The organism is Micromonospora sp. NPDC004704 (genome assembly GCF_053601675.1).
Genome location: NZ_JBSGCD010000001.1, coordinates 13828 through 26708, shown reverse-complemented (window position 1 = coordinate 26708; position 12881 = coordinate 13828). Strand labels below are relative to the sequence as shown.

Sequence of the window (12881 nt, the reverse complement as noted above, 5' to 3'; positions counted from 1 at the left end):
AAACCGGGCCGCCGGCCACCACCGGCCGTGTACTGCCTAAGCTGATCCGATGGCCGAGGAGTTGGACGAGGAAACCCTGGCGTTCGCGCACCGGATGTTCGACCTCGCGCGGGAGGGCCGGACCGAGGAACTGGTCGGCAACGTGGCGGCCGGGCTCCCGGTCAACCTGACCAACGACAAAGGCGACACGCTGCTGATCCTGGCCGCGTACCACTCGCATGCCGACACCGTCGCCGCGCTGCTGAGCCACGGCGCCGACCCGGACCGGACCAACGACCGGGGACAGACGGCACTCGCCGCGGCCGTCTTCCGCCGTTCCACCGAGACCGTCACCGCCCTGCTGGACGCCGGCGCCGTCCCGACCCAGGGCAGCCCGTCGGCGATCGAGACGGCCCGGTTCTTCGAACTGCCCGACATGCTCGCGCTGCTGCAACGCGCCTGACCGGTCGTCGCAGTCGTTCGGTCGCGGCGTTTGACCGGGCCCAGGACGGGTAGCCGGCCGGCCATGACGACCCCGCAGACACCGGACGCCCTGCTCGTCGGAGGGCCCCGGGACGGCACGCTGTTCAGCGCCGAGGACGCCTCGAGCGTCGAACTGGAGATCGACGGGTTGGTCCAGCGCTATCGGCGTACCGACCGGCAACACGACCGGGACGGCACCCCGATGGTGGTGTTCGCCTACGACGGCGTGACCGACGCGGGCGTCACCCAGGCCGAGGTCGAGGCGAGCGACCAGGTATACAGGGCGGGTGGATGATCCCGTACACCGGCAGATGCGGACCGCGGCGACGGCGCTGCTCAGCGCGCTCGCCGGCCCGGAGCGCGAACTCGCGGCCCGCCCCTTCGACGCGGACGCGGACCGGCGGTGGATCGAGTACCGTCCCCGACCCCGCCCCGGGGCCTGCATCGCCGACCTGGACCGGGCCGCCCGCAAGGCCGCGCACCGGCTGCTCGCCACCGCGCTGAGTCCGCACGCGTACGCCCAGGCGATGGGCATCATCGCGCTGGAGGAGGTGCTCGACCGGCAGGAGGACTGGCGCCGGCAGCGGCACAGTAACGACTACTGGGTGGCCGTCTTCGGCGACCCGGACCGGGACGACCACTGGTCCTGGCGGTTCGAGGGGCACCACCTCTCGGTGACCATGACCGTCCTGGACGACCAGGTCTTCCCCACCCCCGTCTTCCTCGGCGCCAACCCCGCCACGGTCAGCTACGCCGGGCGGCCGGTCAGCCGCCCGCTCGCCCCGGAGGAGGATCTGGCCCGCGAGCTGCTGGACGCGATCGGCCCGGTCGGCCGGGCCGCCGCGATCGTCTCCGACCGGGCGCCGGACGACCTGCGCAGTGGCCCCTCGCCGGTGGCGCCGGCCCGGATCGAACCGCTCGGGCTCCGGGCCGCCGGGCTGGGTTTATCCGCGCGGGCGATGCTGGACCAGCTGGTCGCCCTCTACCTCGACCGGCTACCGCCGGAACTGGCCGCCCGTGAGGCGGTACGGGTCGCCGGCGGCGACCTGCACTTCGCCTGGCAGGGCCCGACCGTCCCCCGCCAGCGGCACTACTACCGCATCCAGGGCGACGACCTGCTGATCGAGTACGACAACACCAGCGAGGACGGCAACCACCCGCACACGGTGCTCCGCCGCCCGCACAGCGACTTCGGCGACGACGTCCTGGCCGCCCACCGCTCCGCCGTCCCCCACTGACCGCCGCCCGCTCCCCCGCACCCGCCCAAGACCGCTCTTGAGAGAAAGAGGGGCAATTCCGGGTCCGATTGCGCCTCTTTCAGGGAATCAGCGCTGATCGGGGAGCGGTGCGCGGGGTGGGGGTCAGGTGCGGTGGGGGTGGGGGGCGGGTTCGAAGTCGGGGCGGAGGGTGTCGAGCGAGCCGGGCTCGCCGCCGCCCTGGTCGAAGCGGCGTACCAGGACGGCGCCCAGCCACACCCCGACCGCTCCGACCGCCAGCGCCAGCAGTTCGACCGCGACCAGGACACCGGTGGCGGCGTACTCGGGTGAACCGGAGCGGATCAGGCAGGCGAAGACGAACAGCACCGCCACCCCGGCGTTGACCAGGTTGAACGTGATCGCGGTCCGGCGGGTACGCCCGTCCGGGACATCCCAGAGGTCGACGAGTCCGGCCCCGGCGGCCAGTGCCGCCGCGACCAGCGCGGCCACCACCGTCCAGTAGCCGACCTCACCGAGGAACGTCGGACCGCCCGCGAGGTAGGTCAGGTCGAAGACCACGGCACTGACGAACAACCCGAACGGGAAGGTCACCAGCATCGGTTGGATCGGGTGACCCTGCACCCGCAAACGGCTCTCCACGGCGGCGACCTCCCCGGTTCGTTCATCGACTACCGTCAGGCCCTACCCCGCACGGTATCGCGCCGAACCGGATTTCCGACACGCTCTGTATCGCCTTCCGACGCGATCAGCGAGAATCTCCCGGCGCGCCGCCCACGGCGCGCCGGGAGAAGATCACGACGTACGCGACCGGGCCAAGGATCGGACCAGCCGCTCGGCCACCTCCCGCAACGGGATCGACAGGGCTCCCGAGGTACGCCGGAGCACCTGCAACGCCTCCGGCGCGGAACAGCCCCGCTCCGTCATGATCACCGCGATCGCCTGGCCGACCAGCTCACCGTTGGCCAGGGTCCGGTCCAGCTCACCGCTCAGCGCGTGCTGCCTGGCCCGGTCCCGTACGGAGGCGAGCAGCAGCCCGGCATGCTCGGCGAGCAGCATGGCGGTCACCTGCCGCTGCTCACCGAGCGCCCCGGGCTCACGCGCGTAGAGGTTGATCGCCCCCACCACATGATCGTCGACGTCGACCGGGGCGGAGATCACCCCCCGTACGCCGAGCGCCCGCGCCCGCCGGGTCCAGCCCGGCCACCGGGACTCCCGGCGCAGGTCGGCGACGTGCACCAGGTCCCGGGTACGGATCGCGGTCAGCGAGGGCCCGTCCGTGCCGTACTCGATGTCGTCCAGACTCCGGGAGGCCGGATCGGACGCCACCACGGCGGCCGGCGCCCCGGCCCGCAACACGGTCACCCCGCACCAGGTCACCCCCGGAATGGCCCGTTGGCTGGTCCGGACGAGTCGCTCCAGGGCGTCGTCGAAGTCGTTGCTCGCGATCAGCCCGGCGGTCAGTTCGCGCAGCAGGGCGGCGGTCTCCAGCACACCCAGCGTCTCGGTGGGGTGCGCCGCCCGGATCTCCAGGCTCACCGGGCCGGGGCCCAGGCCACCACCGCGTACCGCGCGGCACGCCCCGCTCGTTCGCTCGCCTCGGTCATGTCTCGCCTTTCCCCGGCCTGATCGGACCCGCCCTACTACCCGTGCGGGCCGAGGATCAAACCGGGAAAGCGACGGCCCCGCCCACCGACCTGCGGTGTGCGGGGCCCCGGCTTCCGGTCAGCGGGAGGCGGCGGTGAGCCGCCGGCCGACCGCGGCGATCAGGCGGTCGAGTTCCGACCCGAACGGGTTGTCGTGGACCAGGTACGTCCAGGTCGCGCTCGGCCGGACCAGCTCCGACTCGTCCGGCTGCCAGTCCTCGCCGATCTCGGCCTCCTCGAAGGTCGCCACCGTCCGCGTCTCGATCTCCGGCACCAGGGCGGTGAACGCCGGCACGGCCGCGCGGTGGAACTCGTCGAGCGGGTCGAGCCGGCCCAGGGCACGCAGGTGCACACCCTCCCGGACCTCGGAGAGCTCGGCCAGGTGCTCGGCCCAGAGCCGGTCGAGGTGGTAGAGCGCGATCGACCGGGCGGCCCGGGACAGCACCTCGGAGTCGATCTCCTCGGTCTTCTCCGGGAACCGGTTCTTCAGCATGTCGGCGGCGACGTCACTGCTCAGCAGCCGCTCGCGACGCTCGGCCAGGGCCTTGCGCTGCTGCTCGATCACCACGCTGTAACGCCAGGTGTTGCGGTGGATCTCGTGGTTGACCCCCTCCGCGACCCGCTGGGCGTGCTCGACCGCGAAGTCGACCTGTTCGTCCTGGACCAGACCGTCGGCGTTCATCTTCGGCGAGGGCGGGATCGCGTCCGAGGCGTGCCGCAGGACCAGTTCGTCCTCGAGGCTGACGAAGAAGACCGACCGACCGGGGTCGCCCTGCCGGCCGGCCCGGCCACGGAGCTGGTCGTCGACCCGGCGGCTGTCGTGCCGGCCGCTGCCGATGACGTACAGGCCGCCGAGTTCGGCGACCCGGTCCCGGTCGGTCTGCTCGCTGCCGCCGAGCCGGATGTCGACACCCCGACCGGCCATCTGGGTGGAAACGGTCACCGCGCCGTACGCGCCGGCCTCGGCGATGATCGCCGCCTCTTCGGCGTCGTTCTTCGCGTTCAGCACCAGACAGGGCACGTCCGCGGCGAGCAGGGCCTTGGACAGGCTCTCCGACTCCTTGACGTCGAGCGTGCCGACCAGCACCGGCCGGCCCGTCTCGTGGCTGGACTTGATCTCGGTGACCAGGGCCTCTTCCTTCTCGGCCCGGGTGGCGTAGATCCGGTCCGGCTCGTCCACCCGGACACACGGGGTGTTCGGCGGGATCACCGCGACCTCGAGCGAGAAGAACTCCCGGAGCTGGTCACCGACCAGGACCGCGGTGGCCGTCATGCCGCACACGGTCGGGTAGAGCGCGACGTACGCCTGCACGGTGATCGTGCCGAGGACCTCGCCCTCGGCGGTGGCGGTGAGTCCCTCCTTGGCCTCGACCGCCGCCTGGAGACCGTCCGGCCAGCGGCGGCGCTGGGCGACCCGGCCGCGCATCTCGTCGATCAGCTCCACCGCGCCGTTGCGGACGATGTAGTCCACGTCCCGGTGCAGCAGGGCGTGCGCGTGCAGCGCCACGTTGACCGCCGAGAGCTGTTCCATGTTCTCGTCGGCGTAGAGGTTGACGTCCTCGAGCTTCGCCTCGATCACGGACAGCCCGGTGGTGGTGAAAGCCACACTGCGGCCGTCGTCGGCGATCTCGTAGTCCTCCCCGGCGCGCAGCCCGCGGACCAGCGCCGCCGCGGCGTGCACCGGGTCCTGCTCGCCGGGCACCGCACCGGCCAGCACCATCGGCACCCGGGCCTCGTCGATCAGGATCGAGTCGGCCTCGTCGACGATCGCGGTGGTCAGCTTCGGCTGCACCCGGTCCTCGAGGTCGGTGACGAGCTGGTCGCGGAGGTAGTCGAAACCGGCCTCGCTGACCGAGACATAGGTGACGTCGGACGCGTACGCCGCGCGACGCTCCTCGGGGGTCGACGCCTCGGTCACCCAGCCGACGCTCAGCCCGAGCAGCCGGTAGATCGGCTCCATCCACTCGGCGTCCCGGCGGGCCAGGTAGTCGTTGACGGTCAGCACGTGCACCGGGCCGTTGCCGCGCCGAACGTGCCCGTACGCGGCGATCGTGGCGGTCAGGGTCTTGCCCTCACCGGTGGCCATCTCGGCGACCTTGCCGGCGAGCAGCGACATCGCGCCGAGCAGCTGTACGTCGTACGGCCGCTGGTCGATGCCGCGGCGGGCGGCCTCGCGGCCGACGGCGCAGATCTCCGCGAAGTCCTCGGCCTTGCCGGCCGCCTCGGTCAGCTCGGCGTCGTCGAGGGCCGAGAGTTCCTCCTCGCGCGCCTCGATCGCGGGCAGCAGCTTCTCCAGCGGCGCCAGATCCACCGTGCTACCCGGCCGCTGCAAGAAACGCCGGAACCTGCTCTTCAACCGTGTCGACACACCCATGAGCGGCAACGGTAGCCGACTTCGGCGCAACTGTGCGGCCCGGCTTGCCGCAGCGGTATGTCCGGTCCGGGAACCCCTGGTCAGCGGCTCAGCCGACGAGAAGCTGATGCGCGGCCAGCTCCCGGTACAGCGGGCTGGTCTCGGTCAGTTCCAGGTGTGGTCCGACCGCCACCACCCGGCCCGCGTCGAGGACCACTATCTGGTCCGCGTCGACCACCGTCGCCAGCCGGTGCGCCACGATCAACAGGGTCCGGTCGGCGGCGACCGCGTCGATCGCCCGACGCAGGGCCGCCTCGCTGCGCGCGTCGAGGTTGCTGGTCGGTTCGTCCAGAAGCAGGACCGGCGGGTTCGCCAGCAGCGTACGGGCGATCGCCAGGCGCTGGCGTTCCCCGCCGGAGAGCAGCACCCCGCCCTCGCCGACCTGGGTGTCCAGCCCCAGCGGGGAGCGTTGCACCACCCGGGTCAGGTTCACCTCGGCCAGTACGGCGAGCAGGCGCTCCTCGGTCGCGTCCGGCGCGGTCAGCAGCAGGTTCTCCCGCAGCGTCCCGGCCAGCACCGGTGCCTCCTGCTCGACGTAACCGAGTTGGGCGCGCAGCGCGTCGCGGGACAGGTCGCGGATGTCCACCCCGCCGACCTTCACATGGCCGTCGGTCACCTCGTAGAAGCGCTCGACCAGCGCCAGCAGGGTCGACTTGCCAGCGCCGGAGGGGCCGACGAGCGCGGTCCGGGTGCCGTACGGCACGGTGAAGCTCACCTCGTGCAGCACCGGCCCGGCGTCGGCGTAACCGAAGCTGACCCGGTCGAACTCGACCGCTGCCGCCGTGGCAGCGGCCGGACGGCGGGGCGGTGGCAGGACCGCCGGGGTGTCCCCCGCGCCCTCCACCGGCAGGTCCAGCACCTCCTCGATCCGCTGCAACGCCCCCAGACCGGTCTGCAACTGGGTGTAGGCGTTCAGCGCCTGTCCCAGCGGAAGCACCAGGAAGAACAGGAACATGATGAAGGCGACCAGGTCACCGACGCTGATCGCACCGGTCGCCACCCGGGCGCCCCCGACACCGAGGACCACCAGGAAGGCGCCCTGGACGGCGGTCATGCTGACCGGTCCGATCAGCGCCTGTATCCGGGCGACCCGCAGACCGGCCGCGTACGCCTGGGTGGCCGCCGTACCGACCCCGTCGGTCTCCCGCTCCTCGGCCCGGCTGGCCCGGATGGTGCGGGCCGCGGAGATCGCCCGTTCCACCGCCGAGGTCATCTCGCCGACCCGCGCCTGCGCCTGCTCGGACAGGCCGCGCACCCGGCGGGCGAAGAAGAGTGCGACGCTCAGGCCGACCCCGACCCCGGCGAGGGTCACGCCGAACAGCAGCGGGTCGAGCAGGATCATCGCGGTACCGGCACCGAGCACCATGACAAAGCCGGTGACGGTCTCGAACAGGCCGGAGGTCACCACCGCCCGCAGCAGGGTCGTGTCGGCGCCGACACGGGACAGCAGGTCACCGGTGCGACGCTGGTCGTACTCGACGATCGGCAGCCGGAGCAGGTGTCCGGCGAGGCGGTGTCGGGTGCCCAGGACCAGTCCCTCGGCGGTGCGCTGGAGCAGATAGTCGCGTACGCCGTCGAGGGCCGCGCCGACGACGAGCAGGGCGACCAGCAGACCCACCAGCCGGGTGACCGGCTGCGCGGCGCCGATCGCGTCGAGCACCTCGCGGGTGAGCAGCGGTTGGACCAGCGCCGCCCCGGCGCTGAGCAGCGACAGCACGGCGACGACGAACAGGGTGCCTCGGTGCGCCCGCAGGTAGGGCAGCAGCGCCGGCAGGCCGACGCGCCGGGCGGTGGGGGGCGCGGTCATGGATTCCACCGTAACCGGGCCGACCAGCCTCCCGGCCCCCGCGACGCGCCGCCGGAGGGCACGACCTGGCGCTCCGGTCGGGGTCAGCAGGCGAGCACGACCTGGAGTTCCTGCCGTCGGCCGGCGGCCAGGTCGGTGAGGAGGGCGGGGCCGTCGTCGAACGGCACGATCGCCGACACCAGGTGCTCGGCGACGAGTTCGCCGTACGCCCGGAGCAGGGCGACGGTCTCGCCGGAGAGCCGCTCGCGGTCCCAGGTCGGTGCGAGCCCGCGCGGCACCCGGCCGATCTGCGCGCACCGCAGGGTGAGCCCGTTGTGGTGGAACTCCTCGCCGAGCCGGACCTGCTCCGCGCCGGACTGGTAGAACGCCAGGTCGACCACGGTCCCCTGGGGGCGTACCAGGCGCAGGGCCAGCCGCAGCGCACCGCCCTGCCCCCGGCACTGGAACACCACGTCGGCGCCCCGGTCCCCCGGTCCGTGCGCCCATCGCGTCTTGAGCAGCACCGCCGGATCACCGAACCCCTGATCACTATCGGTCAGCGGGCCCGGGTCCAGCGTTTCCAGGCCGAGCGCGCCGGCCACCGCCCGACGCGTCGGGGTGGGATCGAGGACCACCACCGACGCCGCGCCGTGATGCCGGGCGAGCAACGCGGTGAGCAGGCCGACCACGCCGGCACCGGTGACCGCCACCCGGCGCCCGCGCACCCCGTCGCCGACCGAACGGACGTCCGGGCCGAACAGGTCCGCGGCGGCGTGCAGGAGCCCGTTCACGCAGATCGGACCCATGTGCGCGACGTAGATCCCGAGCAACGGGTCCAGGTCGTCGGGCAGTGGCACGAACCGGTCGACCAGCGGATCGGCCAGGTAGCCGGTGCGGTGCCCGTAGACCATCGCCCCGATGGCGCCCTCGGTGACCGCCGGGGTCCGGCTCTCGGTGACCTGGCCGACCTCCATGTAACCGAGCCGGTTCACCGGATAGGCGGCGGCGGGCTCGCCCGGTCGGAAGAGCCCCAGGTCTGCGTTCCAGCCGGCCGAGAGGTACGGGTTGGTGCCCTTGACATAGCTCAGCTCGGTGCCGGCCGAGATCCCGGTGTAGAGGGTCCGGACCCGGTAGGTGTCCGGCCGCAGCGGCCCGGGTTCCTCCTCGCGGATCGCCACCTCACCCGGCCCGGACACCACGATCACCCGTTCAGGCATCGAGCCCTGATCCGACCCTGGCGCCGTGGGTGGCGGTCGCGAGCGCCTCGACCGCCGGGGCGATCCGTACCGGACGCCCGGTCGCCGCCGACCGCGCCACCGCGCACGCCAGCCGGTGGGTACGCAACGCCTCCGGGTACGGGACCCGGATGTCGTCCCCGATGCCGCGTACGGCGTCGACGAAGGCTCGGTCCACCGCGATCCGGGCAGCCTCCGGATCGGCCGGCAGCCAACCCTCCCCGGCCCCGTCCCGCCACGCCAGGCCGTCCTCGCCGAGGGTCAGCACCAGCCCGTCCGCGACGATCTCCACGCCGGCCCGGTGCTTCCAGCCGAGGGTGCAGCCGGAGACCAGGGTGCCCACCGCCCCGGTCGTGAAGCGCAGACTCGCCGTGGTGACCGAGTCGATGTCGGCCCCGTCCACGTCCGGCGGGAGGCCGTCGCCGTACGCGCTCACCTCGGTCGCCTCCCCGGCCACCAGCCGGAGCAGGTCGAGCACGTGGGCGGCCTGCTCGACCACCGGGCCACCGGAGAGCTCCCGCCGGCTCCACCAGGACACCGGCGGCACCTTGTCCAGCCACGCACCGCCGACCATCCGTACCGGACGGCCGGCCAGCAGGTCCCACATCCGGTCCAGGACGGTCAGGTAACGCCAGTGGTGGCCGACCGCGGTGAGGATCTCCCGTTCGGCGACGAGGCCGGCGATCCGCTCGGCGGTGGCCAACTCGGCGGCGACCGGCTTCTCCACGAACATGGGCAGTCCGGCGGCGATCACCGCCTCCTCCGCCGGGCCGTGCGCGAACGGCGGTACGCAGACGTAGACCGCGTCCAGGTCCGCTTCCAACAGCGTGGCGACGTCCGGGTACGCCGGAGCGGCATGCTGGTCGGCCAGGCGCTCGCAGGCGTCGGGCAGTACGTCGGTGACGCCGGTGAGGTGCACGTCGGCAAAACCGGCCAGGACCCGGGCGTGACGCTGGGCCACATTCCCCGCGCCGATGAGGCCAATACGACACCTGGCCATCAAACCGACCTCCGCTCAGGCCCCAGTGACATCATCGGACACCTGTTGCCACGACAGGGGCGACATCAAACGTTCATCGGGACGAGACAGGAAATAGCAGATTTTGGTGATCAATATGTTAGAGCGTCACCGGTTAGTTGGGTCCCCGTCCGGGAAATCCGCTAACGCTTCGATCGACTCATGACTCGGGGGTGGGCCTGTGCGGCACTCGCAAACGACCGTCTCACCCGTGGTGGAAGCCTGGTCCACGTACCGTACCGGCTCGGCTCGGCAGTGGACCGCGCATCAGCTCGGCCGGGCCAAGGGCGACACCACGGTCAGTGTGGTCATACCCGCTTTCGATGAGGAGGCGACCGTCGGCGCGATCGTGGCGACGATCCGCGAGCACCTGGTCGAACGGGTGGCACTGGTCGACGAGGTGATCGTGGTCGACTCCCGGTCCAGCGACCGCACCGCCGAGGTCGCGGCCGCCGCCGGGGCGCGGGTGGTCAGCCAGGACGAGGTGACCCGGGGGCTGCCCCGGCTCGACGGCAAGGGTGACGCCCTCTGGGCCGGCCTGGCCGCGGCGGCCGGTGACGTGATCGCCTTCGTCGACGCCGACCTGCGTGAGTTCCGTCCGCACTTCGTCACCGGGCTGCTCGGGCCGCTGCTCACCGACCCGTCGGTCTGCTTCGTCAAGGGCTTCTACCACCGTCCGCTGATCGAGGCGGGCACCGTCGAGCCGGACGGCGGCGGACGGGTCACCGAACTGATGGCCCGGCCCCTGTTCAACCTGTTCTGGCCGGAACTCGCCGGGTTCGTCCAGCCACTCGCCGGTGAGTACGCCGGCCGCCGCGAGGTGCTGGAACGGGTCCCGTTCGTCTCCGGGTACGGCGTCGAGACGGCGATGCTGATCGACCTGCTCGAACTGGTCGGGCTCGACGCACTGGCCCAGGTGGATCTCGGCGAACGCCTGCACCGGCACCAGGACACGGCGGCCCTGGGGCGGATGTCGGCCCAGATCATGCTGACTGCGTGGTCCCGGCTGCACCGTCAGGGTCAGGTCAGGTCGAAGACGCCGCCTGCCACCCTGCTCACCCAGTTCCGCCGGGGCGGTACGGAGGCGCTGCCGAACCTGGAACGGGAGATCGTGGTCAGCGACGTGTCGGTGCAGGAGCGCCCGCCGTTGATCCAGTTCCGCGAGACGATGCGGCGTTGGCAGGGCGAAGCGGTGCCGCAGTGAGCCGGGCCGGGTCCCGATGGGGCTGACCGTGCTGATGAACGCCGGACCGTGGCTGTCCGTACCGCCACCGGGCTACGGCGGGATCGAGAACGTGGTCGCCACCCTCGTGCCCGAGCTGCGACGGCTGGGCGTACGGGTGGTGCTGGCCTCGGTCGGCTCCAGCACCCTGGCCGCGGACGAGCGGCTGTCGGTCTTCGCCGACGGCCAGTTCCCGTCGTTGCAGCGGCCGTACAACCAGGTGTGCGGGATCGCCCAGGCGCACCTCGGCGGGGTGGTCCGGGCCGTACGCGGGCGCGACGACATCGACCTGGTGCACGACCACGTGGAGGCGGTCGGCCTGGCCACACTGGCGGCGATGGGCCCCGACGGGCCGCCCGTACTGCACACCCTGCACTGGGATCTGGGCAAGCACCCGGACCTCTACGGACAGCTCGACGGCGGGGACCGGGTACGGGTCAACGGCGTCTCGGCGGCGCAGTTGGCCCGCGCCCCGGCGGCACTGCGCGCCCACTCGGTCGGTCACGTGCACCTGGCCACCCCGCTGGCGGTCGACGCGGACCGCCGGCCGGCGGTGGAGAAGGGCGAGCACGTGGTGGTGCTCGGGCGGATCAACCCGGGCAAGGGGCAGGACGTCGCCGCCCGGCTGGCCCACCGGGCCGGCTTCCCGCTGGTGCTGGCGGGGCCGGTCGGCCCGTACCACCGGCCGGAGGACCTGGCCGCCGCGGACGAGCAGGCCCGCCAGAACCCGGACGTGCGGTACTGGGACGAGCGGGTGGCGCCGCACGTCGACGGTGTCCGGGTCCGGTGGGTCGGTACGGTCGCCGGCCGGGACCGCGACGACCTGGTGGCGAGCGCCCGCGCGACCCTGTTCCCGCTGCGGTGGGAGGAGCCGGGCGGAACGGCGGTGGTCGAGTCACTGGCGCTGGGCACACCGGTGGTGGCGACCGCGCGTGGTTGCCTGCCCGAGTTGGTCGCGCACGGGAGGACCGGACTGCTCACCGACGACGAGGACGAGTTGGCCGACCTGCTGGTCGCCGCCAGCCTGATCGACCCGGACGAGTGCCGGCGGGAGGCAGCGCGCCGGTTCACCCCGGCGATCATGGCGGAGCGTTACGTCGAGCTCTACCACCGGGTCCGGTCACTGGCCGGGCCCGTACTGCGGGCCGCCTGACCCGGCTGGGGACAAGGGCAACACGGTCCGGCGGGGGAGGTTTGTCCGGTGGCGCACCGGGAATCCGGCCGGCCGGCGGACGGAGGTACGGCAATGGCCGGAGAGTTCCACGCCCCGACCGGCGGATCCACCGAGGCGACGCGCGGATGGTCCGGACCGGCGCTGGTCCGGATCTCGGCGGCGACGGTGGGAGCGGTGTTCCTGCTGATCGGTGTGCTCGGTTTCATCCCCGGTGTCACCACCGGGTACGACCGGCTCGGCTTCGCCGGGCACGCCTCCGGCGCCGAGTTGTTCGGGGTGTTCCAGGTGTCGGTCCTGCACAACCTGGTGCACCTGGCGTTCGGGCTGGCCGGGATCGCGCTGGCTCGTACGATCGCCGGGTCCCGGGGGTTCCTGGTCGGCGGCGGCGCGGTCTACCTGTTGCTGTGGCTGTACGGCCTGGTGATCGGGCACGAGACCGCGGCGAACTTCCTGCCGCTCAACCGGTCCGACGACTGGCTGCACTTCGGCCTCGGGCTCGGCATGATCGGCCTCGGGCTGTTGACCACCCGCGCACCGGTCGACCGGTGACGGTTACCGCCTCCCCGCCCGGCCCGTCCGGGACCGGGCTGGCCGACCCCCGGTGTCGCCACGCCAGCCGGTCGGCGGGGCGGCACCGGAGGCCCGGTCCGGCATGTCCTCCACCGGTTCGCGGCCCGACGATCCGATCGGGTTCCGACTGCTCGAAGGTGC

General features: G+C 72.5%; 12 protein-coding genes. 6 read left to right on the top strand and 6 right to left on the bottom strand.

Annotated features, from left to right (window positions below):
• Nucleotides 1–49 precede the first annotated feature (49 nt).
• The 3 genes from ACWEFB_RS00115 to ACWEFB_RS00105 all read left to right on the top strand — a co-directional run bounded on the left by ACWEFB_RS00115 (nucleotide 50) and on the right by ACWEFB_RS00105 (nucleotide 1700).
• On the top strand, nucleotides 50–442 hold the full coding sequence (locus ACWEFB_RS00115) for an ankyrin repeat domain-containing protein (protein WP_452280691.1): 393 nt from the start codon (nucleotides 50–52) through the stop codon (nucleotides 440–442).
• A 63-nt stretch (nucleotides 443–505) separates the two neighbouring features.
• Nucleotides 506–757, top strand: a complete 252-nt coding sequence (locus ACWEFB_RS00110) for a hypothetical protein (RefSeq protein ID WP_452280689.1) — start codon at nucleotides 506–508, stop codon at nucleotides 755–757.
• 16 nt (nucleotides 758–773) lie between these two features.
• Entirely contained in the window at nucleotides 774–1700 is a 927-nt protein-coding gene (locus tag ACWEFB_RS00105; protein WP_452281385.1) for a DUF3500 domain-containing protein, read from the top strand.
• A 123-nt stretch (nucleotides 1701–1823) separates the two neighbouring features.
• Here ACWEFB_RS00105 and ACWEFB_RS00100 read toward each other — a convergent pair whose 3' ends face one another.
• The 6 genes from ACWEFB_RS00100 to ACWEFB_RS00075 all read right to left on the bottom strand — a co-directional run bounded on the left by ACWEFB_RS00100 (nucleotide 1824) and on the right by ACWEFB_RS00075 (nucleotide 9756).
• Complete coding sequence (locus ACWEFB_RS00100; RefSeq protein WP_326558693.1) at nucleotides 1824–2318, bottom strand: DUF2231 domain-containing protein; 495 nt, start codon at nucleotides 2316–2318, stop codon at nucleotides 1824–1826.
• A gap of 153 nt (nucleotides 2319–2471) precedes the next feature.
• Nucleotides 2472–3215, bottom strand: coding sequence for a GAF and ANTAR domain-containing protein (locus ACWEFB_RS00095; RefSeq protein WP_452280687.1), 744 nt, complete (start codon nucleotides 3213–3215; stop codon nucleotides 2472–2474).
• A gap of 186 nt (nucleotides 3216–3401) precedes the next feature.
• Complete coding sequence (secA2, locus tag ACWEFB_RS00090; RefSeq protein WP_452280685.1) at nucleotides 3402–5696, bottom strand: accessory Sec system translocase SecA2; 2295 nt, start codon at nucleotides 5694–5696, stop codon at nucleotides 3402–3404.
• A gap of 88 nt (nucleotides 5697–5784) precedes the next feature.
• Nucleotides 5785–7542, bottom strand: a complete 1758-nt coding sequence (locus tag ACWEFB_RS00085; RefSeq protein WP_326558696.1) for an ABC transporter ATP-binding protein — start codon at nucleotides 7540–7542, stop codon at nucleotides 5785–5787.
• A gap of 83 nt (nucleotides 7543–7625) precedes the next feature.
• Nucleotides 7626–8738: a zinc-dependent alcohol dehydrogenase gene (locus tag ACWEFB_RS00080; RefSeq protein ID WP_452280682.1), complete on the bottom strand. Its 1113-nt coding sequence runs from the start codon at nucleotides 8736–8738 to the stop codon at nucleotides 7626–7628.
• Nucleotides 8731–9756: a Gfo/Idh/MocA family protein gene (locus ACWEFB_RS00075; protein ID WP_452280680.1), complete on the bottom strand. Its 1026-nt coding sequence runs from the start codon at nucleotides 9754–9756 to the stop codon at nucleotides 8731–8733. Before ACWEFB_RS00075 ends, ACWEFB_RS00080 begins: the two co-directional genes overlap by 8 nt.
• A 229-nt stretch (nucleotides 9757–9985) precedes the next feature.
• Between ACWEFB_RS00075 and ACWEFB_RS00070 the strand changes: the two genes are divergently transcribed.
• The 3 genes from ACWEFB_RS00070 to ACWEFB_RS00060 all read left to right on the top strand — a co-directional run bounded on the left by ACWEFB_RS00070 (nucleotide 9986) and on the right by ACWEFB_RS00060 (nucleotide 12719).
• Nucleotides 9986–10978, top strand: a complete 993-nt coding sequence (locus tag ACWEFB_RS00070; RefSeq protein ID WP_452280678.1) for a glucosyl-3-phosphoglycerate synthase — start codon at nucleotides 9986–9988, stop codon at nucleotides 10976–10978.
• 16 nt (nucleotides 10979–10994) lie between these two features.
• Nucleotides 10995–12149 (top strand): glycosyltransferase, encoded by a 1155-nt coding sequence (locus ACWEFB_RS00065; RefSeq protein WP_452280676.1) that lies wholly within the window; start codon nucleotides 10995–10997, stop codon nucleotides 12147–12149.
• Between the two features lie 93 nt (nucleotides 12150–12242).
• The gene (locus ACWEFB_RS00060; protein WP_452280674.1) at nucleotides 12243–12719 is read left to right on the top strand and encodes a DUF4383 domain-containing protein; all 477 of its coding nucleotides are present in this window, start codon (nucleotides 12243–12245) and stop codon (nucleotides 12717–12719) included.
• Nucleotides 12720–12881 lie beyond the last annotated feature (162 nt).